The sequence below is a fragment of the Chryseobacterium sp. GW823-FHT05E08 genome (assembly GCF_058795655.1).
In genome coordinates, this window is record NZ_JBXAHY010000003.1 from 200,867 (window position 1) to 225,814 (window position 24,948).

Here is a 24,948-nt window from a genome sequence, read left to right on the forward strand (position 1 = left end):
ACCTCCGCCGTGACAGGGCGGCATTCTAACCAGCTGAACTACCGGATCAATTTTTTTAAAGTAAATTGAGAAAACTTCTGCGATCCGGACGGGACTCGAACCCGCGACCTCCGCCGTGACAGGGCGGCATTCTAACCAGCTGAACTACCGGATCAAATTTTCGTTGTTGTAAATTTAAAGAACTATGTTTCTTTTTTGTGATTGCAAAGCTACAACTTTTTCGCTTACCTGCAAATTATTTAGTAAAAAAAAGCCTTCCAAAAACGGAAGGCATTCATTATCAAACTTATTTTTTTTATAAGTGTGCACTTAATTTCTCAGCGATCGTCTCTTTTGGAGCTACTCCAACGATTTTATCAACAACCTCACCGTTTCTAAAAATTAGAACTGTAGGGATATTTCTGATACCATATTGCATAGAAATTTCCTGATTGTTGTCTACATCTACCTTTCCTACTATTGCTTTTCCATCAAAATCTGTTGCTACTTCTTCGATGATTGGTCCCAATGTTCTACATGGTCCACACCATACTGCCCAAAAATCAACCAATACCGGTTGTTCTTTTGATTTTGAAAGTATCTCTGCGAATGAGCTATCTGTAATTTCTAAAGCCATTTTATTTTTTATTTTTAATTAATATTATATTCTTTTTAATCGTCGATTTCAATATTCAAAATTACTACTTTTCAGTAATAAGACTATCTATGCTCAACATTTGTTTTTTCTATAGCGTAATCGCTTGAAATCTCTTTCAGAGCACTTACCAAAGCATCAATTTCAGCTTTAGTTGTCATATGGCTAAACGAAATACGTAACGGGGTACAACCATCCATCTCATCTTCAGACAACACCATCATCATCACCATTGAAGGTTTTGAAGCTCCAGAAGAACACGCGCTTCCCTGAGAAATTGCAATTCCTTTCATATCCAACTGAAGTCCGATCAGAGGGTTTTTATAAGGCAATAAAGCACTTAAAACCGTATAAAGGCTATTTTCCTTTTCAGCACTTCTTCCGTTGAATTTAATGCCTGAAACCTCAGCAGACAATCTTTCAATTGCATAATCTTTAATTTCCTGCATATGGGCTGCATAAGCTTCCATCTTTTTAATAGAAATCTCTAATGCTTTACCCAAACCAACAATTCCTGCAACGTTTTCAGTTCCGGCTCTCAGGCTTCTTTCCTGAGGTCCGCCTGTGATAATACCTTTTAATCCTGATGCTTTTCTGATGAAAGCAAAACCTGCACCTTTCGGACCGTGGAATTTATGGGCACTGCAAGAAGCAAAATCTACAGCAATATCAGAAAAATCCAATGGCATATGAGCCATTGTCTGAACTGTATCTGAATGGAAAAGTGCATTATTTGCTTTGCACAATTCTGCTATTTTTTTAATATCGTAAATATTTCCAATCTCGTTGTTGACGTGCATTAAGCTCACCAACGTTTTCTTATCAGAAGCTTTTAATAATTCCTCTAGTTTATTAAGATCAAGATCTCCTTTTTCGTTAGGACGAATGTAAGCTACCTCTACTCCTTTTCTGTTTTTCATATCCAAGATACTCTCAGAAACACATTTGTGCTCCAATGGAGAGCTGATGATCCTTTCTACTCCAAGGTTTTCTACGCTGGATTTGATGATCATATTATTAGATTCTGTTCCACAAGAGGTAAAAATGATCTCAGCCGGAGTTACGTGAAGATAATCTGCGATCTGCCTTCTTACATTTTCAAGAAGAATTTTTGCTTCCTGACCGAAGCTGTGAGTTGAAGACGGATTTCCGAAATTCATCTTCATGGTGCCAACCATTGCATCAATAACTTCTTCCGAAAGAGGCGTTGTTGCAGCGTTATCTAAATATACTTTATTCATTTTTATTTTGAATATTTTAATTCTACAGAATTGAATTGATAGTCTGAAGGAACGGTAAATAATACCCAAGGATTTGAGATCACCTGTATTTCCATACCACCAGATTCTACGAAAGGAACTTCTACATACAGAATATTGTTTTTCACAGAAACGCTTTTAATTTCTGAAATTCTGTGATCTCCTGACCTGAACATTCCTAAATTATATAAAACTACTTTTTTATCTTTTGGGAATTTTGGGTAATTAATTGCAGGCTCAGTTCCGGCTTCTACGATAAGATTTGAGTTACCACCTTTCACTGCTTTTTGAAGCTCCTGTTCATTTTTAACAATTGAAAATCCGGGCTGATCTGCTCCGCCCTGAGATTCTGATACAAGAATTTCTGCTTTTTTCCGCATTTGTTCTGATTTTTTGGATGATTGATCAGTCTGAGAAACTGCAGTTGTACAGCTCATAGAAAGCGCTAAAAGCCCAATAAGTAGTTTATTCATTTTTACTTTTTTACTCACCCAAAATTAGTGAAAAAATTGGTAATGTCCTTCATTCGCCCATTTAAGCATTTGCTTATCTCCCGAAGTATCTCCGAAAGCGATGATTTTATCGTATTTAGAATTGCTTATTTCTTCTTTTATTCTCATTAATTTTTCGTTTCCATTGCAGTTTTTACCAATGAAATTTCCTGTAAAAACTCCGTTTTTAAACTCTGCACGCGTGGAAACAAGCTGCATTTGTAATGCCTCGGCAAATGGTTTTGTCCAAATGTCGAGTGAGGCAGTCACCAATAAACTTTGTGTATTATCTCTATCGATATTTTGAATAAAATCGAGCGCATTTTCGCGAACGATCTTTGGATAGTTCTCTTCAAAGAATTGCTTGGCTTTTTTCTCTATTTTCTCCTGAGTCTGGCCTTTCAGGATAGATCCGATGAAACTTTTCTTTACTTTTTCAGTTTCAGCCAATTTTAATTTTAATAAAATAAAAAGGGGAATATGTCTTAAAAATTGTACCCGAAACTTTGCAGAATCATAAAATTTAAGATACATAAACATGGTATCTTTATAGGTAAGGGTTCCGTCAAAATCAAAACAATACAATTTTTTCATTTTAATTAAAGCTTTAATTTTTTAAATATAAATTCAGGAATATTCCTGATGATCATCATAATAACGCCCCAAATCGGTAAAACGTATACAACATTTTTCTCTTTTTTGAATGCTTTATAAATACAAGCCGCCGCCTGTTTTGGAGTTGCCGTTAATTTTGGATTTAAAGGTAAGCCTTCTGTCATTTTTGTGGCCATAAAACCAGGTTTTACTGTCATGACATGAACTTTTTTCTCAAACAAATAATTTCTTAATCCGCTTAAATAAGCCGTAAAAGCTGCTTTTGCGCTTCCATAAATAAAATTACTCTGTCTTCCTCTGTCTCCTGCTACAGATGATAATCCTATAATGGTTCCTGATCTTCTGCTTTCAAATTTTTGAGCAAAATAATTCATTACAGGAACTAACTTTGAGTAATTAATATCAATAATTCTCTCTGTATTTTTATTATCATACAAGCCTTCTTCCGTTCCGTCTCCCAAATATCCTGTCGCACAAAATAATACATTTGAATTGACATAATCAAACTGATTATAATCAATTTCCTTCATCAGATCCAGTTCTATAACCTCAGATTGCTGTAGAAACATCACATCGATGTGTCTTGCAAACCTTTCCGTAGTTTCTTTACTAGACGTGAAAAGATAAATTTTCTCAAACTTTTCTCCCTCTTGCAAAGCTTTTTCAACAAAAGCCTGAGCTACCTCAGACGTACTTCCCAGAACTATCATTTATGAATTATTATTTATGATTCTTTTGTGCTGTAAAGACACAAATTTGGAACTTTGAACATTTTTAAGATAATTGGTCAGCGATGATCTGCTCATGCTGTCTTTGGTAAGATAAATTCTTCCTCCGAACTCCTGAACAATACTATCTAATTGCTCAACCAATTTTTTCAGCTTTGAATTAACTTTAAAATCCAGCGCCAACGTGTAACCTTCAAAAGGAAACGAATTGTATGCGTCAGGATTATTCTTTCCGAAAAGTTTTAAAACTGCCAAAAAAGAACCATTTCCGCTATTTGCAATGGTTTCAAGGATTTTTTTCATTCCTTCTTTTCCTGTTTCTTTTGGAATTACCATCTGATATTGGATAAAACCTGATTTCCCGTAAATTTTATTCCATTCATTGACAGCATCTAAAGGATAGAAAAATGTTTCGTAATCGATGAAACTTTTCACTTCTTTTTTAGACTGTTTTTTATAATATAACAGATTAAAAATTTTCACCGTAAGTGAATTCAAAACAAAATTCGGAAAGTAAAAAGGAACCGTCGGCTGTAGTTTTTTCTTTAACCTTAAAGGATTTTTAGTTAAATTCTGAGGAAGCTCATGCTGAAAAGCATGTTCACCTCTCATCAAAATACTTCTTCCGATATCCTTTCCTTTTTGTAGACAGTCAATCCACGCAACGGTGTACGTCCAGCTTTCACTTTCTTCAAATAATGTAAAAATTTCGTCAAGATTTTCTGCTTTAATACTTTCCTGACGGATGTAAGCAGATTCTATATTTTTAAGCTTAAATTTTGCGGTAAGAATGATTCCCGTAAGACCCATTCCGCCAATTGTAGCCCAGAATTTTTCGATATTTTCTTCTCTTGAACAAGTGATGATGTCGCCGCTTTCGGTCATTAATTTAAACTCGATCACATATTCCGAAAAACAGCCTTCTGCGTGATGATTTTTACCATGAACATCAGATGCAATCGCTCCGCCAACCGAAACAAACTTCGTTCCCGGAGTTACGTATAAAAAATAGCCCTGCGGAACAGAAATTTCAAGGACTTCGGAAAGTAAAACTCCCGATTCGCATTCTAAAATTCCATTCAGACGGTCAAAGCTTATGAATTTATTTAATTTTTTAGTAGAAAATATATGTTCACCCAATGAAGCATCTCCGTAACATCTTCCGTTTCCTCTGGCAATGACTTCATTATGATTAACGACAAAATCTTTTATTTTTTTGAAGCTGTCTTCAGACTTCATTTCTTTTTCCACTATGGGAAAATTGCCCCAGTTTGTGACTTTTTGTATAAAATTCGGCTTCATTTTTTAAAGTAAATTTGAATTAAAAATGCAGCCACCCATAATAGTAAGGTAACCTGTATGTATCTGTCTCTGTAGACAATTTTTGTAGGAGATTCTGTTCTGTTGTACACCAATGTCTGCTGTAAATATCTTAAAAAAGCAAAAACAACAAAAATTACGGTATAAAAAACTCTTTCATGAAATCTTGCCTGAACTTCTCGCGATAACGTAAACATCAAATAACAAACGATCGCCAATGTCACAGAAATTGAAAGTGCAATATCTGCAAACTGTACATTATAACCATCTAATGCTTTTCTTGTTTTCCCCGAAACCTGAGCATTAATAAGCTCTCCACGTCTTTTACCGATTGCTAAAACCAATGCCAAAACAAAAGTTAATAAAATCGCCCATTGAGAAATATTAATTGCTGTAATATAACCTCCTGCTAAAACTCTTAAAACAAATCCTGTTGCAATAATAAAAATATCAATAATAGGAACATGCTTTAATTTGAATGTATAAGCCAGATTCATTACAAAATACATCCCGATAATCGTCGCGAACTTCCAAAGATTTTCATGAAAATAGGTTTGTGCCAAGAATACGAGCGCAATATCAATAATCATTAAACCAATAAGAATTCCTATCGCTCTTGATTTCGATATGGCTCCACTGGCCAAAGGTCTTCTGCGTTTTTCAGGGTGTTTGCTATCTGCTTCAATGTCGTTATAATCATTAAGAATATAAACAACACTCGCCGCCAGCGAAAAAATAACAAAAGCAAAAATACTTTTTGTAAGTAATTCTACATTTTTGATATTACCTGAAAAAAAGAGGGGGACAAATACAAAAAGGTTTTTCACCCATTGCTCTACGCGAAGTAGTTTTAAATATTTCTTCATCTATGGTATTTCAGTTGCAAAAATAACAATTTCAAAATAAAAAATAATTGCATAAAAATACAAAAAAAACCGCCGAAGCGGTCTTTAAGAAAATATTTATATGTTAAATTAATTACTGCCCTTGTTTAGCATCATTAATCATTTTTTCATTTGCTGTAATAGCAAACTCTACTCTTCTGTTTTTAGCTCTTCCTTCATCTGTATCGTTTGTTGCAACCGGCATGCTTTCTCCTTCTCCTTTAGCAAACATTCTGCTTGAAGCAATACCTTTTCCTGCCAAATAAGCTTTTACAGCATCAGCTCTTCTTTGTGAAAGCTTCATGTTATAATCGTCTGCTCCTTTGCTGTCTGTATGTCCGTAAACATTAATATTTGTATCAGGGTTATCTACAAGAACTTTAGCTAATTTATCTAAGTTAGTCTGAGCTACAGATGTAAGGTTTGAAGAATCAAATGCAAAAGTTACAATACTTTCGTTCATTGTAATTTTAATACCATCCCCTACTCTTTCTACTTCAGCTCCCGGTAAAGTTTCTTTGATATCTTTAGCCTGCTTATCCATTTTGTTACCGATAACGTTACCTGCAACACCACCAATAATACCTCCTAATACAGCCCCTAAAGCTCCATTTCCTCCTTTACCAACATTGTTACCTAAGATACCACCTAAAACAGCTCCCGAAGCAGCACCTACTGCTGTACCTCTCTGCTGGTGATTAGAATTCTGTACTGCCTCACAACTTGTCAATAGCAATGCTGATGATAAGAATAGGCCTCCGATATATGATTTATTAAATTTCATCTTTTTTAATCTTTTATGTTTATAATTATTTCATTCCAGCTCTCTCGAAGTTGTAAACAACTTTTACTGTACTTCCGTCAAACGGAACATTTTGCTCTAAAGAAAACTGATCTGTAGTCTGATTGATCACATCTAAAGTATATCCTGCTAAATTTTGCTTAGCTTTAGTTCCATCAGCAATTTTTTTGAACATAAAAGTATTTCCGTCTTTCACTTCAAATTTAATAGGCTGAGTAAATCCAGAACCACAGTTTCCGCCACCGTTCACGGTAATAGCACCTGTGTAGTTATTTGGAATAAATCTCCAATGACTCCCTACAAAACACTGAGCATCAATCCCTTCATCAAAAGGTTTAATTTTAAGTCCTTTATCGTAATTTATGCTTACAATCTGCCAATCCCCTTTTAATTTAAGAAATTCCGATCTCTGATTCTGTGATGTTTCAGCTTTCTTTACTGTGGAACAAGACACTGCAAAAAGTGATGTTCCTAACATCCCTGCAAGTAGTAACTTTTTCATTTTGTTGTTTATTATTTTGTTACTATAAAGTTATAAAAAACCGTGCCAAAATTGCATAATAAAAATAAAAAAAGTCCGAAAAATTCGGACTTTCTATCTTGGAACCTTAAATACAGGTAGATAAGTTATTTTTTAACAGTCTTTTTTACGGATTTCGTAGCCTTTTTTACATCAGAAGATTTGCCGTTGTAGAAATTCGTGTAAGCGTATTCAGCGGCTCTTTTTACATCAATAACTCCTCCGGCTTGAGAGAAATCACTGAAACCATTTGTCGTACTTGGATTGCTAGATTTTACTAAAGCTTCAATTATCTGATCTGGCTTTAATCCCGGCATGTATGCCAATAGAACTGCTGCCGCTCCAGCTACAACAGGAGAAGCCATTGAAGTTCCCTGAAGATATTTGTATCCGCTTTTTGTTACGGTAGAATAAATCTGCTCACCCGGAGCAAAAACATTTACTTTATTTTTATTAAAGTTTGAGAAATCAGCTCTCAAAGCATCATTATTATTTGTGCTTGCACCTACAACAATTACGTTGTTTACAAGTGGTTTTTCGTCTGTAACGTTTTTATAGTTTGTAGGATAAGCTACATGTTCAGTTACGTCTTCATTTTCATTACCTGCGGCTTTCACTAATAAAACTCCTTTACTTTCAGCATATTTGAATGCATCCCAAACAACATTTTTACCCGGAGAAACCGGTTTACCAAAGCTCATATTTAAAACTTTAGCTCCATTATCTACAGCATATCTGATTGCGTTTGCAACGTCTTTATCTCTTTCATCCCCGTTTGGAACTGTTCTTACAGACATGATCTTAGCTACTTTAGAAGCTACTCCATACTGAATTTCTTTTCCTTGAGGTAATCCTGCGATGATACCAGCAACGTGAGTTCCGTGGGTAGCATCAGGACCTTCGTAATGATTGTTCCCGTAATTTTTTTCAGAATAATCATCATAATTATCGCCTACGATTGATTTTCTTGGGTCATAACTTAAATCATATTGCTGAGCTTGAGGAGTATAATGCTCAAGAGCTTCTTTCATCTGCTCTTTCATTCCTATTTCGAAATCTGCTGCAGATTTTCCTTTAAATTCAGGGCTTTGAGAAACCTGACCTAAAACATTAAGAGCGATCGCATCTTTTTGATCCCCCGGAGCTTTGATAGCCGCAATATTTTCTGCAGTTACTGATTTTCCACCTAATAATCTTACCATATTAGGAATAAGATCAGTAATCATCGTGTACGTTTGCATAGCTTGTCTACCTTCAACACTGTTTTTGGTGAAAATTTCTTTAGCCTTCATATACATTGCGAAGTCTTCAGGCATTTTTGTCTGATTAGCTTTATTTTTAGCTGAATCATCTCCTTCGAAAAGAGGCTTATATTTAGCAACCACTCTCGTTACCTCCATATTATCAACGTCGATATCACCATTTTTTCCACCGATGAAATTCCATCCGTGAACATCGTCGATATATCCGTTTCCATCGTCATCTTTACCGTTATTTGGAACTTCATTAGGATTTGACCAAACATTTTTCACTAAACCTGGGTGATCAACCTGAACACCGCTGTCTAAAACTCCGACAACAACAGTTGTAGGTTTAAGACCTTTAGATTCTAAATATTTATATGCGTTTTCCGTATTTACACCATATACTTTTGACGTAGCAAAGTCTTTGTGATACCAAGTCATAAGGTCTTTATCCTCATTCTGGTTGGCTTTAACCGCTTGTGCTTCCTGAGCAAAAGTGAAACTAAAACCTGCTAAAAAAACAGCAGCTAATAATACCTTTTTCATATGTAGTTGTTTGTTTATTATCAAATATTATATGAATCCGCTTTTATTGAATAATTATAAAACAAAGCAATTTCATGTTAATATGATTGTTTAATATTTTTAAGATAAGTCAAAGATTCTGGTCCTTTGTTACAAATAAGATCCAAAATTGTTAAGTCTTTTAAAAACCCGAATTTATCCGAAAACGTCTGGTAATATTCTTCCATTTCGAATTCAGAAGGTGATTTTGCAGAGAACTTTTCTCTGAAATTGATCTGTTCAGGATTTTTGATATATTCTACATTCAAAGAGTGTGCCTTTTCTGTTTTTAAAATACTTTGAAGAATTTCGATGGCTTTTAAATTAAAAGTCATTAAATATTTTTCCTCTAATTCATAAATCTTTTTCAATTTATCTTCGTAAAATTCAAAATAAGGAGAGCCCTGATAAGCTGTTTTGATTGATTTCCAGTGAAGACTTCTCCAATCTTCTCTATAAGAAATTTCTGTATCCTTAAACTCTCTATTCCCGGTGTGACTGATTGGGATTATTAATGTAAGCTTTCCGTTTGCTCCAAAAATATTGGTTCTGCTTCTGTACGTCTGTTTTGGAAAACTTTCAAATTGTTCAAATAAAACATCATTTTCAGCATTCAAAAAAACTGAAAACCAAGAAATTGGCGGTAAATAAAATACCGGTAATAATACATTCTTCATAATCATAATGCAAAAATGAAGTATTCTTTCAAATACTTCATTTTATTTTTAAATTTATTTTAACTATAAATCTTCTTCTGTTTTTTTCTTTTTCCCGAATAATTTCATGAAGTATTCCCATCCAAAGAATAAGATAAGAATCATCGCAGCGATCCACCAATATGAAGTTTTGTTGGCTTCACCAGTGTTTGTCGCTTTAAACATTCTGTCCCAACGAACTTTTTTTGGAGCCTGATACGTAGAACTTGCATCAGCAAAAACTCCCTGAACGCTCATCCATGTAAACATCGGCTTCCCAACTATATTTTCCTCAGGAACGAAACCAAAGAATCTTGCATCCAAAGAAGCATCTCTGTTGTCTCCCACCATCATAAAATAATCCTGCTTGATCGTATATTGATTCGCTTCTTTTCCGTTGATGAAAATTTTATCGTTTTTCTTTTCTAAATTATTGTGCTCGTATTCAGAAATGATCCACTGATACATCGGTAAAGTTTCTTTGTTGATTGCTACAACATCACCTTTCTTAGGAATTCTAACCGGACCGTACCAATCTTGGTTCCAAGGTTTGTTGACAGGGAAAATAGATTGTGTAGTGTCGATACTTTTTGTGTATGCCGTTTTATCAGCATTTAATTTATATGAAATTGTTGCAGAATCTTTTGGATACATGTTCTCCGTCATGTCGATCACATTCGGAAGAGCTTTGATCTCTGCAGCCGTTTTATCAGTTAATCCCTGAAAAGCATACATAAATCCTTTATCCGTCTGCATTTCTCTTACAGGCAAAAATCCATAGGTATTGTAAAGACTTGGAATATCTAATTGACTTCCTGTGTTTACTGTGTATCCGTGTTGAACTTCCTGATCTCCAAGAACAACTTCCGGTTTATTATTAACAAAAAGTCTTCCACCTCTCATTTCAAAAACATCACCAGCAGCAGCCACACATCTTTTTACATAAGGATCTTTTCTGTCGATCGCCGTATGTACAGAATCCTGAGGATAATTGAAAACAACTACATCATTTCTCTGAGGTTTATTGAATTGAAGTATTCTCTCATAAGGAAGCTTTACTCCATCAACATAAGATTTTGGGTCGTCTTTAGGGTTTCCTTTTTCACCCGAATCAAAAATTGTTCCTTGTAAAAACGGTATTGCCAAAGGACGCATTGGAAGTCTGTAACCGTAACTCCATTTATTTACGAAAAGGAAATCACCTACCAATAACGTTCTTTCCATAGATCCTGTAGGAATCCCGAAAGGCTGTGTTACAAAAGAGTGAATAATGGTTGCAAAAACCACTGCGAAAGTAATAGAACCTATGAAAGAGTCTTTCTTTTTTGCGTTTTTCTCTTCGTCGGTTAAGAATAATTCGTTTTCATCTTCTAACTCTACATCCTTGGAATAGTTCACACTTGCCATATAAATAAATGGAAGGATCACCGTAAGCAACTGATTCTGGAAAAGGCTTTTCCCAAATTTTTTCATTAAATAAATATGAAAAACAGACATCATGATCGGGCCAACAATCGGTAAATACGACAAAAGAGCCCACCATTTCGGATGTTTTGTTTCTTTTAAAATAATGAAATAGTTATAAAAAGGGATAAACGCAAAAAGCGGACTATACCCTAATTTCTTGAACAGTTTCCAAGTTGAAAGTCCCATTAATACAGATAAAATGAGGACGTATACTGTATAAGTTAAAAAATAATTCATAAATTTTTCTTGCCTAATCTATAATAATATAAATGATAAATGGTGAGTTATAAATGATAATAGATTTTGCTATTGACAATTGACTATCTCACCATTCACAACTATTAGTTTACAATGTAGGGAATTTGTTACAAAATTAAAGACCTAAAACATCTTTCATTGTAAAATTTCCTTTTTTATCTTTGATCCATTCTGCAGCAACAACAGCGCCTAATGCGAAACCATTTCTGTTGAATGCTGTATGTTTAATCTCAATTTCATCAACCTCACTTCTGTAATAAACACTGTGAGTTCCCGGAACCTCATCTTCACGCACAGCAAAAATACCCAATTGATCTCCTTGGGTTTCTTCCAGTTTCCATGCGTTGAATTTCGGATTATGTTTAAAAATACCTTCTGCAATAGAAATCGCAGTTCCACTTGGAGCATCAAGCTTGTGAACATGATGAATTTCTTCTAACTGACAAGAGTATTCATCAACATTTTTCATTAAATCAGCCAACTTTTCGTTTAAAGCAAAAAATAAATTCACGCCTAAACTAAAATTTGAGCCGTATAAGAATGCTGTATTATTTTCAACAGCAATTTTTTCAATTTCTTCTTTTTTCTCCAACCAACCCGTTGTTCCGCTGATCACAGGAATTTGGTTTTCAAGGCAAGCTTTAATATTGTTATAAGCTACTTCCGGCAAAGAAAATTCAATAACAACATCTGGATTATTAAGGTTTTCAGCAGTTGGAGTTTCTTTTAATCTGGCAACAACTTCATGACCTCTTTTTGTAGCAATTTCATCAATGATTTTGCCCATTTTGCCGTATCCAACTAATGCTATTTTCATATTTTATTATTTATCTGTTCTTTTTTAACGCAAAGATAGCAAAGCTTTAACTTTAAAATCTTTATGCATATTTTAAGTTCGCAAAGGCGTTTCACTCAGCAAAGAGCTTAATTAAAAACAGTTTATATATTAATTATTAAAATCTATAACTTAAACTCAACCCTGTTTTTGGAGGATTGATACCATACTGATCCTGAATAACCGCAGGAGTAAAAGTCAAATCCGGGTCGTGACGGCTTTCGTAAAGATGTGCGTCTACCACGGCATCTACGATATTCAGAATATAAATTAATCCTGTAATTGCGATGGCGTAATCTCTTTGTCTTTTTGATCTGTCCTGTGCATTTCCAAATGCAACTTTGTCGAGCCACGGGTGACTGTCTACAAACTCATTTGGAGTTCCGTTCAGTTTGGCAATGTAGTATTCTCGGTACTTTTTGTATTGCTTGTCGTTCCACATTGCAATTCCTACACCGGCTCCAACAGCTCCCCAAACGATAGGAACTTTCCAATATTTTTTATTGTAAAACTGACCTAATCCAGGTAAAACAGCAGAATACAATCCCGCTCTTGTAGGATTTAGTTTTAATGTTTTTTTGGTTGGCCCGTTCGCACCTTCAAGATCTGCAACTATTTTAGCTTCAGATTTTGCTGGTTTTGCGGCAGAGATACTGTCTTTCGGATGGTATTCTACCCGAATTGTATCGTTAGGATTTACTTGTGAATAAGCAACAGCAAACAGACACAAGAAAAAAGTGAAAAATAATTTCTTCATTTATTTAATATGAGATAAAATATATTCCAGCTCGTCTTCATTTTTGAAATCCAGAACAATTTTACCTTTTTTACCATTTCCGGAGGCTTTGATCTCCACTTTTACTTCTAAAATATCAGCAATTGTTTTTTGTACTCTCTTATAATTATTTGAAAGTTCAATCGTTGCTTTTTTGGCAGCCGGTGATTTTGGATTTTTCAATGCAGCAGCAGCCTGTTCAGTCTGACGAACATTCAGTTTTTCTTTAATAATTAAATTAAATAAAGTCTGCTGATCTTCTTCATTTTCAAGACTGATGATTGCTCTACCGTGACCTGCAGAAATTTCACCACTTCTGATCGCGTTCTGAATATCCGGATTTAATCTTAACAATCTGATAGAGTTGGTAATAGTACTTCTATCCTTTCCTACTCTTTGGCTTAAATTTTCCTGAGTAAGACCGATTTCGTCCATCAATCTCTGATACGTTAATGCAATTTCAATCGCATCAAGATCTTCTCTCTGGATATTTTCAACAAGAGCCATCTCAAGAAGCTCCTGATCGTTTACTAAACGAATATAAGACGGAATAGAAGTTAACCCCGCAAGTTTACTTGCTCTGAAACGTCTTTCCCCAGATATAATTTCGAACTTTTCGCCATCTTTTCTTAACGTAATTGGTTGAATTACGCCTAAGTTTTTAATAGACTGCGCGAGTTCGTTTAATGCCTTTTCATCAAAATAAGTTCTTGGCTGAGTCGGGTTCGGATAAATATCTTCAATCGATACTTCTACGATACTTCCCACAAACTTATCTGCTCCCTCATCAGTAGCAGAATTGACCGTAGCCTTGGATTCTGCACTTAAAATTGCTCCCAAACCACGTCCCATAGCTCTTTTTTTGTCCTTCATATTATGCTTTAAGCTTTAAGCTTTTGGCTTTAAGCCTTTTTTAATTCTTAACTAAATTCTCGTTCTTCAATAAAACCTCTTCTGCCAACTGAATGTATTGGATTGCTCCTTTACTTTCGGCATCATAATTTAAGATACTTTCACCGAAACTTGGTGCTTCACTCAATCTTACATTTCTGCTGATAATTGTTTCGAAAACCATTTCAGGGAAATGCAGATTTACCTCTTCTACAACCTGATTAGACAATCTCAATCTGCTGTCATACATTGTTAAAAGCAAACCTTCGATATCTAAATCTTTATTGTGGATTTTCTGAACATTTTTAATTGTATTCAATAATTTCCCTAATCCTTCCAAAGCAAAATACTCACATTGGATCGGGATAATTACAGAATCTGCTGCTGTAAGAGCGTTAACAGTGATCAAACCTAAACTCGGTGCGCAATCAATGATAATATAATCGTAGTCATCTCTTACAGTTTGTAATGCTTTTTTAAGCATGTACTCACGATTTACTTTGTCTACCAATTCGATCTCTGCAGCAACTAAGTCGATGTGAGAAGGAACGATATCCAGGTTTGGTGTAGCTGTTCTCTTGATACATGTTCTTGTATCAACACTGTGCTCCAGCAAGTTATATGTAGAATACTGAACGTCCTCCACTCCTAAACCGGAGGTTGCATTAGCCTGAGGATCAGCATCAATTATTAATATTTTCTTTTCTAATACCCCTAATGCTGCGGCTAAATTTACAGCTGTTGTAGTTTTTCCAACTCCTCCTTTTTGATTAGCGATACCTATGATTTTTGCCATTATTAGAACTTTAAGCTTCAAAAATACACTTTTTTCTTTGCTATTAGTGAATGGCGAAAACTAAAATTGAGTTAAAATATTGTTAATAAGCCTTTTAAGTATAAAAAAAATTATCCACAAAAATTAGCTTTTTGTGGATAACTGTCAAGATTTGTATTTAAAATTTTGAATACCTGCTTTTAATAATAATGTTATTTTTAATGCAAAGCACACAAAGGTTTCTAGACTACTTAATGCTTTTAAGATTCGCAAAGGCGTTCTATTCAGCAAAGTTTACAAAGATTTTTAAATTATATCAAATTGTGAATAATTATATTAATTATCAAACTTCATTGAGATTGGAAATTTGAAATAACTTCTTACTGATTCACCTTGTTTATTTTTCCCAGGCACCCATTTTCCTCTGATAGATTTAATAGTTCTGATAGCTTCACTATTGAAATTAGCATCTTTACCATCAGCTTTAATTCCTGAGATAGTTCCATTTGTTTCTACGATGAAAGTAATGGTAGTTTTCATTACATCTTCGTTTTCAAATCCTGAACCGTCAAAATTGCTTATTACTTTATTTCTGAAAGTATTAATTCCACCTTCAAAATTAGCTTCAACAGCAAGTTCTCCACCGCTAAGAATCTTGTTTTTATCAACAGGTTGAGGAATTGTTGGCGGAGCAGTATTAATTACAGGCCCTGTTCCGATTGTTGGAGCTGTTGGAACATAAGCAGGTGTTGTAACCTCTTTTCCTGGTGATGTCTGAGTGCCTGCAACCGCATTCACTCTATCTTCCGGATTATCTTTCTTTTCATTAGTTAAAACCTTTTTAGGATCTGGTAATCTATCATCATAAGTTTTCACTTTTTCTGGAACCACAGCAGGAGGCTGAACCGGCGTAACTTTTACCGGAGGCGTCTCTACTATATCAATAGGGATAAATTCATGAATACTAGGCGGCTGTTCTGTTGGCGCATCTGTTTTGAAAGCCGAAATAGCTAATGGAGTAATCGAAATCGCAGCCAACAAACTCACTCCTATAAAAAGCGCTTTGGTTAGTATTCTGTCTGATTCATTTCTTAAAGCATAAGCACCATATTCTTTGTTACGATGCTCGAATAGGATCTCGTTAAAGCGAAATTCCTGATTAGTGTTTAGGTGTTTCATCACTTAAAATATTTAAACTGTTAATATAAGGTGATTATTAGTTTTAGTAGCTCTTATCGATAAGCATTGTTTCAATATCAAAATATTTGCCAAAAAATTGTTAAAACTGCAATATTTTGAAAATTTTTATAACAATCTTAAAATTTAACTATGCTAAAAATAATAACAGTCTAAAAATAAGAGGTATAAGATTTTTATTTTTCAATGATAACTTCATTTTAATTCAAAAAATTCAACGTAAAATAAAAAATAGTAAAAACCACACTCTCAAAATCGGAAAAACACTGAGACTTTCTTCTTCAACCCGAAATACATTTGTACCATAAGAAATCGGGGAATGCTGAAAACCGAAAAGAGTAAGCAAGAAAAATTTTAAAAACTTATAATTATGCCAACTTTAACTCAAGAAGCTAGATCAAACTCATTAATGAGCATGCTTTTAAAACAAGTTTACGATTCTGTAACCAACGGTGGAGATCCGGATTCAATCGGTCCAAATGACTTTATCGCATTCGACCCAATCGGACTTACGCTAACAGAAGACACTTTTGATTATGCATTAAACGGTTTATTCGGAAACGCTCCGGCTCCAAAACCATTATTGGACGGAACAGGAAAACCAATCTTAGATGCCAACGGAAATCCTAAAACTAATTTAGAGGAATTCCAAAACGCAATGAAAGACAGCAAGTTCCGTAAATATCTTCAAATGGAACAGTTCTCTGCAATGGTAGACGCAATCCCATCTCAATTGCCACCACTTACACCAAGCGGAAACGGAAGACAGATGACAATTTTTAATGATTCATCAAAAAGAGTATCAAAAGTATACGAAGATTTGATGCAATGGTCTGTAGTTGTAGATACTCCAATGGATCCTAAGGTTGAAAAAAATCTTGAAAAATTAAGAGACAAACTTTTCAAAATCAAAGTAGTAAAAAATCCTGATTTTGACGAAAACGCTCCGGTAGACGACCTAAACAAGCCGGAATTACACCAAACTTTTGTAGCTCCGATGTATTCTAAATATATTGAGTATCAAATGAAATATTATGATGTTGTAGAAACCAACAATACCATAAGAACAGATGCCGACAATGGTGATCCTGATGCAATGGCAAGACTGTCAATCGACGGTAAAAACATGAAAAAAAGAGAAGATGCAGCGTTAAAAGCATGGCAATCTCTAGGTTACAAAGAAGCGGTTGAAAGAATTCAGAATTATCTGAGCGAAATTGAAGAAAAACACATGTTGGTCATCAAAAAACGTCTTCAATCGGAATTCAGAAACAGCCAGAGAACTAGAGTGATCGATTATATTAATTATTCACCATCAATTCCAATCTCAGCAAATGCTTTAAAAGAATCTAAAAACTGGCCAACAATTTCAATGTATGAAGGAAGTGCGCACAGCGATTATTCTAAAACAATTCACAACTGGAGCGCAGGTGCAGGATTCAGCATGGGATTATTCAGTATCGGAGCAAGAAATAGTGGAAACACTACGAGAACATCGATGAATACTGATTTCAGCAACCTTAAAATATCATTTAAACTTGGAAAAGTAAGAGTGGAAAGAGGATGGTTCAGCGAAGAATTTGTAGAATCAAAATACTGGAAACTTCACGAAACTTCTCCACAATCATTAAACGGAGACATCATCAGTGATGGTAAAGGAAAAGGATTAATGCCAATGATCGTTACAGAATTGATCATTGCAAGAGATGTAATGTTAGATTTCAGTGAAAATAGTACAGCGTACAAAGCAGCAAGCACAAAAATCAGTTCTGGAGCGGCAGTGGGAATCGGACCATTCGTCTTTGGCGGAAGTCACGATTACGAAAACCAAAATTCTCAAACTGATGCAAAATGGAGCGGTAAAAAACTACAGTCAAACGGTATCTATATTATCGGATACAAATGTCATGTAGTTCCAAAATCTCCAAATCCAAACCCAGATATCAAAGTTTGGACAGACGGTAAATCATAATATCCTTCTCAATAGAATAACCGGCAGGAGCTTTTTTCTGTCGGTTATTTATAAAATTTTTGATTGTTGATAATTTTTTAACGCAAAGTTCGCAAAGATTTTTTTGAAAAACTTACTGTGACTTTCGTTCGCAAGGGCGTTTCACTCAGCGAAGAACTTAATGTTTTTAGATTTAAAACCAATTAAAAACACCTATTAACCAAAACCAATTACCATGAAATACTTTGTTGCCGTCTATCAAAAGCTTAGAAACATTTACGCGTCTCAAAGCTCTATGGAGAATGATCTGCCAATGATCTGCCCTTCTCTGAGAGTATACGAAAACGAAGAACTGGAATTATTAAAACCTCAAAGTCTACTGAATGATGATCAGAAAAAATCGCTTTCTATCATTAAAAAACAAAACGTGGCTTATGAGCTGAATTCCGTTCCAATTTCTTCAAATTTCTGGGATTTGAATCCGAACAATTCTTTATTTGATATTTACAGAGATATTCTGGATAAGAGTAACCTAAAAAATATTGAGGAAAATTTAGATAAAATCTTAGAAAGTAAAAGCATTATATTATATGATGCTAAAAATAATGATACTAAAGAATTTAAAGCCTATAAAAAATATCTAACCAACCATGAAATGGCGGTCGACAAAATCACTTCTCATTTGGAAATATTTGACAGTTTAGATACTGATGAAGAAAAAAAGAACTGGAACGACCAATTACTCAATCTCAACAATATAAAAGAGCTTGCTTTTTCTGAATGGAAAGTAAAAGGCTTCAAAGATCTCATTGAAAAAGAACTTGGAAAGATCAATAAAACTTCCGAAGCAGATTTGTATGTTGCAATGGCTCAAAATGCAAAAAATACCTTTACTGCAGCAGAAAAAACGGATGTGATCAGCAATTCTTCTATTCACGATATTAATTTTATTCCATATGATTTTATGGAAAATGAATCTGGTTGGAACAGCATGAGAATTGAAAAATCCGAGCTTGATAATTTACATTCTGAAGCAAAAAATGCCAATGAAAATCTACCATCAGAAATTCTTACTATTGATTATGATGAAAGCGTGATTCTAGCCGTAGAACTGGAATATTCTTTTGTTCATTTAAAAAGAAACTGGTTCAACAAAAATTTTATGATGTCTACTCTTTTTCAATGGAATGAAGCTAAAAAAATATCAGACGGACAGACCATTTCCAATGATTTTAAGCTTCCGGCATTCCCGAAAACAATGATGTTGATTAAAAATTTAAAAATAATTTTAGATCCATCCATCACGAATGATACGGTAAATAATCCTAATCAACTGATTTATTTCGGTCCGTTGATCATGAAACAACAGCTTTTTGTGAACAAAAATAACAATCAGAAGTTCCTGAAAGCCGTAACGAATGTTAGAACCATAAAATCTGACCAACTCAATACCTTATCCCGAAAAACTGACACTCCGGAAAACGCAAAAATATCAACAATGGAATTCGCGGCAAAACCTGTCCTTGAAACAGTGACCGAAGTTCCAAAAATGAATCCAAATATAGCATTCAATAATAGAATAAATGTGAGTGCTTTAGGTGGAATAAGAAATTTAAGACCAATTACTCCTACTCCGCACGTTGCCACTCCGGTTCAGCCTGTTGCTCCAGTAAAACCCATCACTCCGATTGTCGCCACGCCAATACGAGTTCCCGGAATTTTTGTTCCGATAAGAGTTCCCATTCAGGTTCAGCCAACTTCAGCAATGGTACAGTTCAGGGTTTTTGATAAAATAAATAATGATCCGATTTACAAATGCGCTATTTCCATCAAAGGAACGAACAACAACAGGATCTTCGAGATAGAAACCAACGAAATCGGAATGATCAACCAAATGATTCCGATCGGAGAATACAGCATTGAACTGAGAGTTGATGATTACGCTGTTTTGCAACAAAATTTCAGCGTCGTAAACGTCAATCCTATGAATTTAGACTACAAACTTCAAAGAGAGGAAGTGAAATTTAAATCATACTTTTTAATTGGGATGATTTGTGAGAGAATGCCGAAAGTACCGATTAATTAAAGTATTTTTTTATCAAATTCTTTTGTCTTGAAACAAAAGAATCAAAAATTCAAGACTTGGAATCTTTCGCTAAAAATTAAAACTTAATCCTAAAATCCCCAAAACTCGCACGAAATCAACATTTGTTTTTCGACTCTAAATCTGTCTCGTGCTTCAAACAGTGGGAATTTTTTAACGGATTAATTTTTAATTTTCTTAACGCTACAGCTTCCTATGTCGATAAAATACACCGATTATATTTATCATTTATAACTAAAAAACTAACAGCCATGAAACTTTTAAAATATTACACAAAATCACCGGAAGTCACTACCCTTTGTGAACTTCTTTATAAACAAGGATATAACATCAAAATTTCAGATTCTTTTTCTCTGGAAGTTGATGAAGCCGTGAAAGATTTTCAACGAAAAAATTCTTTAGTCGTTGACGGAATTGTCGGAATGAAAACGTGGACGGTTTTACTTCAAAAGAATTCAGCTCCGGCTCCGACAAATTCAGCAGATAAATTTTTGAAAGAAAGTGACTTGATTACTTTTGCTAATCAATACGATCTTGAATTGGCAGCCGTAAAAGCCGTTAATGAAATCGAGAGCAGCGGAAAAGGATTTTTAATTAACAATAAACCTAAAATTTTATTTGAAGGACACATTTTCTGGAACGAATTAAAGAAAAGAGGAATTGATCCAAATACTTTTTACAATGCTAATCATAAAGATGTTCTATATCCAAAATGGACGAAAATCTATTATCAAGGCGGGGTGAAGGAATACGACAGACTGAATGAAGCAATGACTTTAGGAAACGATCCGAAATTTAAAGATGCAGCGTTATCTTCCGCTTCTTGGGGAAGTTTCCAAATTATGGGTTTTCATGCTAAAAATCTTGGATATATTGACACTGCTGACTTCGTTTCAAAAATGGAAATTAATGAAGGCGAGCATTTGAAAGCTTTCGGAAAATTCCTTGAGAAAAACGGGCTTTTAGTTCATTTGAGAAATAAAAGCTGGGCAAATTTCGCAAAAGGTTATAATGGCGGAGGTTACAAATTGAATAAATATGATGAAAAACTAGCGAAAGCTTATGCCAAATATTCTAAAAACTGATTAACCAATTTATATTTTGACGCATTGATTTTTAAAGTTCCCTTTGCGTTGATACCTACCTTTTTTCTCCTGCATTTTTTTGTGGGAGATTTTTTTGTTTTTTGACCACAGATTTTACGGATTTACACAGATTATTTTGTGATTAATTATGAAAGGATTGCTTCGTCGCTTCGCTCCTCGCAATGACACAAAAAAAAAAAGAGACCATCAAAATTGATAGCCTCTTTTTTATTTATTTAAAATATTCCTTAGAATAATTCTTTTCTGATGATGTTTTGACTTCTTTCAGGTCCTACTGAAACTAAGTAAACATTGATTCCTAAATACTTTTCGATAAACTCGATGTATTTCTGAGCATTGTCTGGAAGTTCGTCATAGCTTCTTACTTGTGTAAGATCTTCGTTCCAACCCGGTAGATCTTGGTAGATCGGCTCATAGTTGTATAATTTTTCTGTTGAAGAAGTGAAATAATCGATGATTTTTCCATCTTCAGTTTTGTAATGAGTTACGATTTTAAGGTTTTCAATTCCTGTAAGAACGTCTAATTTCGTAATTACTAAGTTATTGATTCCGTTGATCATACAAGCATGCTTCAAAGAAACTAGATCTAACCAACCTGTTCTTCTTGGTCTACCTGTTGTAGCTCCAAACTCACCTCCGATCTGTCTGATGCTTTCTCCTAATTCATTGTCCAATTCAGAAGGGAAAGGTCCGTTTCCTACTCTTGTACAATATGCTTTTGCAACACCGATCAGGTTTTTAAGTGAAGTTGGCGGAACACCAGCTCCTGTACAAACGCCTCCTGTAGATGGAGAAGATGAAGTTACGTATGGATAAGTTCCGAAGTCGATATCTAGCATCAACGCCTGAGCTCCTTCGAATAAAACGTTTTTACCATCTCTGATAGCTTCGTTCAATTCAACCTCAGTATCAACGATTCTGTCTTGAAGTTGTTTTCCGATCTCTAAAAATTCGTTGTAAATTTCTTCAACGTCTAATGTCGGTTTTCCGTAATATTTTTCAAAAAGAGAGTTTTTAACCTTTAGATTTTTCTCAATTTTATCTCTTAAAATTTCAGGATTTAAAAGGTCTACCATTCTGATACCGATTCTTGCGATCTTATCTTCATAACATGGCCCAATTCCTTTTTTAGTAGTTCCTATCTGAGTTCCTCCGTGTTCTTCTTCACGGTAAGTATCCAAAAGGATGTGGTAAGGCATGATCACATGCGCTCTTCTGCTGATAAAAATGTGGTCTGTTCTAAGGCCTTTGCTTTCGATCTGGCCTACTTCTCTAATGAAAGATTTAGGATTTACCACTACTCCATTGGCAATGATACATTTACCTTTACACTGCAAAACTCCTGAAGGAAGAAGGTGTAAAACAAATTTCTCCTCACCCACATAAACCGTGTGACCAGCGTTGTCTCCCCCTTGGAAACGAACAACATAATCCGATTTTGCAGATAAAACATCCGTGATTTTTCCTTTACCTTCATCTCCATACTGAAGACCTACAACTACGTAAGTTGACATATTTTACTTTTGTTTTTAGATTCATGCAAAATTACTTTTAAAAAATAGGGTGACCAAATTTGTGGTGGATTTTATTTTTGGGTGGATGGAAAATGTGGGCTTTAGATTCTATAAACCTAGAATTGATAATATTTAATCATAATTTGCTATATTTATTTCTAAAAAACATAAAACTTATAACATCATGATTCCAAATTCTCTACTATTTTCTGAAAAGTTAGAAATTCATTATTGGTTTAATGATGATAGCCATACAATTGATGCAATAACTCTAAACAAATCTCAATATGAAATAATTGCCATAATGCAGGAGATTTCGAGAGAGTTAGACACTGAAATATCGATAGAAATTGAGCCATATGGTGAGGGTGGCTTTAGACAAATTTTTAAAGTTTTATCAAAACAAGAAAGAAAAAATGCAGTAATAGTTGGAGCTATTGTATTAGGAGTTATTACCGCAATCATAGTAACTCCAATTACTAAAACAGCAGAGAAGCTTACGGAGCATTTTGTTGATAAAATTCTTGAGGACAAAGACAAAGTTGCTTTAGATAATAAAAAAGATTCTTTAGAAATTAAAAGGATTGAATTACAAAACGAAAATCTTGAATTACAGAATAAAAAATTAAATCAAGAATTAAATCAAAATCAAATAGAAGAAGCAAAAGAACAAATACAAAATATTAGTAGAAAACTTGAAAATAATATTATTATAAAAAAGCGCCGTTCTAATTTTTATGAACAATTGATTAACTATGAAAAAATAGATAAAGTTTCATTTAAAATAGAAGATAAAAATAACAAAACAATCTCAGAAAACTTTATAAAAAAGCAAAACTTTAATCGATTTATTTTACACTCAGATATTATTGAGCCACAAAGTATAAGTGATGCAAGGATTGAAATAATATCTCCTGTTCTTAAAAAAGGTTATTATAAATGGACAGGAATATATAAAAATGACCCAATCCCATTCTTGATGAAGTCTACAGAATTTAAAGAATTAGTTCAAAAAGGACAAGTTGAGTTTAAAAATGGTTTTACTATTGATTGTCAATTACAAATCAATAAAAAAATTGATAATGAAGGAATAACTAAAATTACTGGATATGAAGTTTTAAGAGTTGATAGTTATTTTATAAATGATAAACCCGTTGAAACTAATGAAGGTAAAAAACATCGTAAACTAAAAGAGGCTGAAAAACAAATGCTAAAATTATTTAGATATGAAGACGATGATATACTTCCATATGAAGATTAAAGATATTTCAATTTTAAAGGTCTAAATTATATTATTACTTAGATATAGCAGAATCACTTTCTTTCATCAATTATGTATCTTTTATTATCCTTCAAATACTTAAACCATGAAACCCCTACAAAAATCAGGATACCTATCTACAACCACAGATGATCAAACCCAACTCTTTTACACTTTATTCTATCCTGAAACAATTCCTGTAAAAGCAACCTTACAAATCGTTCACGGGATGCAGGAACACAGTGGCAGATATTCGGAGATTGCGGAATATTTTGCCAATCGAGGATTTGCGGTATTGACTTATGATCATTTAGGGCACGGAAAATCGGTAAAAGACAAAAAAGATATTGGTTTCTTTCAACTTAATAATCCGGATGAAAGATTGATTACAGATTCAGAAAAGATGAGTAAACACTTGATGGATCAATATTCGAATGTTCCTCATTTTATTCTTGGACATTCAATGGGTTCTTTTATTACGCGTTGTTTGCTGCAAAGAATGGGTGATCAATTTTCGGGGGCAATTATTACAGGAACGGGAGGAGCTTTGGCAGGTATTAATTTGGTAACAGTTTATTTTTCGTTAGCCAACAAAATAACGCCTCACAAACGTACTTTTTTCAATACTCTTTTTACGATTGTCAATAACCAGAAATTCAAAAAAGACAACAATTTCAGTGATACAAGCTGGCTTAGTCTGAATCCCGCCAACAGAAATGCTTTTTCTCAGGATGAACTTTGTGGAATTCCTTTTACCAACAATGCATTTTATGCGTTATTCAGTATTTATAAAAAAGCGACGGCAAGAAATTGGGCACAAACAATTCCAAAATCTTTCCCTCTTCTGTTTATTAGCGGACAAAATGATCCCATAGGCGATTTTGGAAAAGGAGTTACCCAGACTGTTGAGAATTTAAGGATTGATGGTTTTAAAGATGTAAATGTAAAACTGCATCCTCAAATGCGACATGAAATATTAAATGAAGAGATTAGAGAAGATATTCTGAATGATATTTATCAATGGACTTTGGAGCGTTTATAATGCAATTCCTTGATGA

The 24,948-nt window shown here is 34.2% G+C and carries 23 protein-coding genes and 1 tRNA gene; 5 read left to right on the forward strand and 19 right to left on the reverse strand.

The genetic code is table 11. The features are described 5' to 3' along the window. Positions 1-80: 80 nt before the first annotated feature. The 18 genes from AC1Q7L_RS11360 to AC1Q7L_RS11445 all read right to left on the reverse strand — a co-directional run bounded on the left by AC1Q7L_RS11360 (position 81) and on the right by AC1Q7L_RS11445 (position 15,936). A tRNA-Asp gene (locus tag AC1Q7L_RS11360) sits at positions 81-154 on the reverse strand. A 141-nt stretch (positions 155-295) separates the two neighbouring features. After that, positions 296-616: a thioredoxin gene (trxA, locus tag AC1Q7L_RS11365; protein WP_410693397.1), complete on the reverse strand. Its 321-nt coding sequence runs from the start codon at positions 614-616 to the stop codon at positions 296-298. An 83-nt stretch (positions 617-699) separates the two neighbouring features. Next, positions 700-1,875 (reverse strand): cysteine desulfurase family protein, encoded by a 1,176-nt coding sequence (locus tag AC1Q7L_RS11370; protein WP_492306056.1) that lies wholly within the window; start codon positions 1,873-1,875, stop codon positions 700-702. A gap of 2 nt (positions 1,876-1,877) precedes the next feature. Beyond that, positions 1,878-2,366 carry a hypothetical protein gene (locus AC1Q7L_RS11375; protein ID WP_492306057.1) on the reverse strand — a complete coding sequence of 163 codons (489 nt, stop codon included), beginning with the start codon at positions 2,364-2,366 and terminating at the stop codon, positions 1,878-1,880. A gap of 24 nt (positions 2,367-2,390) precedes the next feature. After that, a complete protein-coding gene (locus AC1Q7L_RS11380; RefSeq protein ID WP_492306058.1) occupies positions 2,391-2,978 on the reverse strand; it encodes an HAD family hydrolase in 588 nt (195 codons plus the stop codon). Between the two features lie 5 nt (positions 2,979-2,983). Beyond that, a complete protein-coding gene (locus tag AC1Q7L_RS11385; protein ID WP_410693393.1) occupies positions 2,984-3,709 on the reverse strand; it encodes an SDR family NAD(P)-dependent oxidoreductase in 726 nt (241 codons plus the stop codon). Next, positions 3,710-5,029 carry an FAD-binding oxidoreductase gene (locus tag AC1Q7L_RS11390; protein ID WP_492306059.1) on the reverse strand — a complete coding sequence of 440 codons (1,320 nt, stop codon included), beginning with the start codon at positions 5,027-5,029 and terminating at the stop codon, positions 3,710-3,712. It abuts the gene before it with no gap. Then, on the reverse strand, positions 5,026-5,913 hold the full coding sequence (locus tag AC1Q7L_RS11395; protein WP_492306060.1) for a decaprenyl-phosphate phosphoribosyltransferase: 888 nt from the start codon (positions 5,911-5,913) through the stop codon (positions 5,026-5,028). Before AC1Q7L_RS11395 ends, AC1Q7L_RS11390 begins: the two co-directional genes overlap by 4 nt. Positions 5,914-6,025: 112 nt before the next feature. Then, on the reverse strand, positions 6,026-6,715 hold the full coding sequence (locus AC1Q7L_RS11400; RefSeq protein WP_410693390.1) for a YiaD family glycine zipper/OmpA-like lipoprotein: 690 nt from the start codon (positions 6,713-6,715) through the stop codon (positions 6,026-6,028). A gap of 25 nt (positions 6,716-6,740) precedes the next feature. Further along, on the reverse strand, positions 6,741-7,235 hold the full coding sequence (locus tag AC1Q7L_RS11405; RefSeq protein WP_410693389.1) for a lipocalin-like domain-containing protein: 495 nt from the start codon (positions 7,233-7,235) through the stop codon (positions 6,741-6,743). A 125-nt stretch (positions 7,236-7,360) separates the two neighbouring features. Next, a complete protein-coding gene (locus AC1Q7L_RS11410) occupies positions 7,361-9,043 on the reverse strand; it encodes a S8 family serine peptidase (RefSeq protein ID WP_492306061.1) in 1,683 nt (560 codons plus the stop codon). 77 nt (positions 9,044-9,120) lie between these two features. Next, positions 9,121-9,738: a WbqC family protein gene (locus tag AC1Q7L_RS11415; RefSeq protein ID WP_492306062.1), complete on the reverse strand. Its 618-nt coding sequence runs from the start codon at positions 9,736-9,738 to the stop codon at positions 9,121-9,123. A 63-nt stretch (positions 9,739-9,801) separates the two neighbouring features. After that, positions 9,802-11,460: a signal peptidase I gene (gene lepB, locus AC1Q7L_RS11420; RefSeq protein ID WP_492306063.1), complete on the reverse strand. Its 1,659-nt coding sequence runs from the start codon at positions 11,458-11,460 to the stop codon at positions 9,802-9,804. Between the two features lie 136 nt (positions 11,461-11,596). After that, a complete protein-coding gene (gene dapB, locus AC1Q7L_RS11425; RefSeq protein WP_492306064.1) occupies positions 11,597-12,298 on the reverse strand; it encodes a 4-hydroxy-tetrahydrodipicolinate reductase in 702 nt (233 codons plus the stop codon). Between the two features lie 136 nt (positions 12,299-12,434). Then, a complete protein-coding gene (locus AC1Q7L_RS11430) occupies positions 12,435-13,073 on the reverse strand; it encodes a DUF5683 domain-containing protein (RefSeq protein ID WP_492306065.1) in 639 nt (212 codons plus the stop codon). Next, a complete protein-coding gene (locus tag AC1Q7L_RS11435) occupies positions 13,074-13,964 on the reverse strand; it encodes a ParB/RepB/Spo0J family partition protein (protein ID WP_123983389.1) in 891 nt (296 codons plus the stop codon). A gap of 40 nt (positions 13,965-14,004) precedes the next feature. Beyond that, complete coding sequence (locus AC1Q7L_RS11440) at positions 14,005-14,778, reverse strand: ParA family protein (protein WP_072412396.1); 774 nt, start codon at positions 14,776-14,778, stop codon at positions 14,005-14,007. Positions 14,779-15,093: 315 nt separating this feature from the next. Next, positions 15,094-15,936 (reverse strand): energy transducer TonB, encoded by an 843-nt coding sequence (locus AC1Q7L_RS11445; RefSeq protein WP_492306066.1) that lies wholly within the window; start codon positions 15,934-15,936, stop codon positions 15,094-15,096. A 388-nt stretch (positions 15,937-16,324) separates the two neighbouring features. Between AC1Q7L_RS11445 and AC1Q7L_RS11450 the strand changes: the two genes are divergently transcribed. From AC1Q7L_RS11450 to AC1Q7L_RS11460, 3 genes are all read left to right on the forward strand, one after another. Beyond that, positions 16,325-17,926, forward strand: a complete 1,602-nt coding sequence (locus AC1Q7L_RS11450; RefSeq protein WP_410693382.1) for a hypothetical protein — start codon at positions 16,325-16,327, stop codon at positions 17,924-17,926. A gap of 214 nt (positions 17,927-18,140) precedes the next feature. Beyond that, positions 18,141-19,991, forward strand: a complete 1,851-nt coding sequence (locus AC1Q7L_RS11455; protein ID WP_492306067.1) for a hypothetical protein — start codon at positions 18,141-18,143, stop codon at positions 19,989-19,991. A gap of 269 nt (positions 19,992-20,260) precedes the next feature. Next, entirely contained in the window at positions 20,261-21,094 is an 834-nt protein-coding gene (locus tag AC1Q7L_RS11460) for an N-acetylmuramidase domain-containing protein (RefSeq protein WP_492306068.1), read from the forward strand. A 248-nt stretch (positions 21,095-21,342) separates the two neighbouring features. On the opposite strand, the gene AC1Q7L_RS11465 is transcribed toward AC1Q7L_RS11460, so the two are convergent. Then, entirely contained in the window at positions 21,343-22,629 is a 1,287-nt protein-coding gene (locus AC1Q7L_RS11465; RefSeq protein ID WP_066751055.1) for an adenylosuccinate synthase, read from the reverse strand. Between the two features lie 184 nt (positions 22,630-22,813). Here AC1Q7L_RS11465 and AC1Q7L_RS11470 point away from each other — a divergent pair, with 184 nt between their 5' ends. After that, positions 22,814-23,890 (forward strand): hypothetical protein, encoded by a 1,077-nt coding sequence (locus AC1Q7L_RS11470; protein ID WP_492306069.1) that lies wholly within the window; start codon positions 22,814-22,816, stop codon positions 23,888-23,890. A 106-nt stretch (positions 23,891-23,996) separates the two neighbouring features. Continuing rightward, positions 23,997-24,932 (forward strand): alpha/beta fold hydrolase, encoded by a 936-nt coding sequence (locus AC1Q7L_RS11475; protein WP_492306070.1) that lies wholly within the window; start codon positions 23,997-23,999, stop codon positions 24,930-24,932. Positions 24,933-24,948: the final 16 nt, after the last annotated feature.

What these genes read in the sequence shown, in the direction of transcription:
- AC1Q7L_RS11465 (WP_066751055.1), bottom strand. Translation starts at nt 22,629, where the DNA reads ATGTCAACTTACGTAGTTGTAGGTCTTCAGTATGGAGATGAAGGTAAA.
- dapB (WP_492306064.1), bottom strand. Translation starts at nt 12,298, where the DNA reads ATGAAAATAGCATTAGTTGGATACGGCAAAATGGGCAAAATCATTGAT.
- AC1Q7L_RS11445 (WP_492306066.1), bottom strand. Translation starts at nt 15,936, where the DNA reads ATGAAACACCTAAACACTAATCAGGAATTTCGCTTTAACGAGATCCTA.
- AC1Q7L_RS11475 (WP_492306070.1), top strand. Translation starts at nt 23,997, where the DNA reads ATGAAACCCCTACAAAAATCAGGATACCTATCTACAACCACAGATGAT.
- AC1Q7L_RS11450 (WP_410693382.1), top strand. Translation starts at nt 16,325, where the DNA reads ATGCCAACTTTAACTCAAGAAGCTAGATCAAACTCATTAATGAGCATG.
- AC1Q7L_RS11395 (WP_492306060.1), bottom strand. Translation starts at nt 5,913, where the DNA reads ATGAAGAAATATTTAAAACTACTTCGCGTAGAGCAATGGGTGAAAAAC.
- AC1Q7L_RS11390 (WP_492306059.1), bottom strand. Translation starts at nt 5,029, where the DNA reads ATGAAGCCGAATTTTATACAAAAAGTCACAAACTGGGGCAATTTTCCC.
- trxA (WP_410693397.1), bottom strand. Translation starts at nt 616, where the DNA reads ATGGCTTTAGAAATTACAGATAGCTCATTCGCAGAGATACTTTCAAAA.
- AC1Q7L_RS11430 (WP_492306065.1), bottom strand. Translation starts at nt 13,073, where the DNA reads ATGAAGAAATTATTTTTCACTTTTTTCTTGTGTCTGTTTGCTGTTGCT.
- AC1Q7L_RS11385 (WP_410693393.1), bottom strand. Translation starts at nt 3,709, where the DNA reads ATGATAGTTCTGGGAAGTACGTCTGAGGTAGCTCAGGCTTTTGTTGAA.
- AC1Q7L_RS11435 (WP_123983389.1), bottom strand. Translation starts at nt 13,964, where the DNA reads ATGAAGGACAAAAAAAGAGCTATGGGACGTGGTTTGGGAGCAATTTTA.
- lepB (WP_492306063.1), bottom strand. Translation starts at nt 11,460, where the DNA reads ATGAATTATTTTTTAACTTATACAGTATACGTCCTCATTTTATCTGTA.
- AC1Q7L_RS11415 (WP_492306062.1), bottom strand. Translation starts at nt 9,738, where the DNA reads ATGAAGAATGTATTATTACCGGTATTTTATTTACCGCCAATTTCTTGG.
- AC1Q7L_RS11410 (WP_492306061.1), bottom strand. Translation starts at nt 9,043, where the DNA reads ATGAAAAAGGTATTATTAGCTGCTGTTTTTTTAGCAGGTTTTAGTTTC.
- AC1Q7L_RS11470 (WP_492306069.1), top strand. Translation starts at nt 22,814, where the DNA reads ATGATTCCAAATTCTCTACTATTTTCTGAAAAGTTAGAAATTCATTAT.
- AC1Q7L_RS11455 (WP_492306067.1), top strand. Translation starts at nt 18,141, where the DNA reads ATGAAATACTTTGTTGCCGTCTATCAAAAGCTTAGAAACATTTACGCG.
- AC1Q7L_RS11400 (WP_410693390.1), bottom strand. Translation starts at nt 6,715, where the DNA reads ATGAAATTTAATAAATCATATATCGGAGGCCTATTCTTATCATCAGCA.
- AC1Q7L_RS11440 (WP_072412396.1), bottom strand. Translation starts at nt 14,778, where the DNA reads ATGGCAAAAATCATAGGTATCGCTAATCAAAAAGGAGGAGTTGGAAAA.
- AC1Q7L_RS11460 (WP_492306068.1), top strand. Translation starts at nt 20,261, where the DNA reads ATGAAACTTTTAAAATATTACACAAAATCACCGGAAGTCACTACCCTT.
- AC1Q7L_RS11370 (WP_492306056.1), bottom strand. Translation starts at nt 1,875, where the DNA reads ATGAATAAAGTATATTTAGATAACGCTGCAACAACGCCTCTTTCGGAA.
- AC1Q7L_RS11375 (WP_492306057.1), bottom strand. Translation starts at nt 2,366, where the DNA reads ATGAATAAACTACTTATTGGGCTTTTAGCGCTTTCTATGAGCTGTACA.
- AC1Q7L_RS11380 (WP_492306058.1), bottom strand. Translation starts at nt 2,978, where the DNA reads ATGAAAAAATTGTATTGTTTTGATTTTGACGGAACCCTTACCTATAAA.
- AC1Q7L_RS11405 (WP_410693389.1), bottom strand. Translation starts at nt 7,235, where the DNA reads ATGAAAAAGTTACTACTTGCAGGGATGTTAGGAACATCACTTTTTGCA.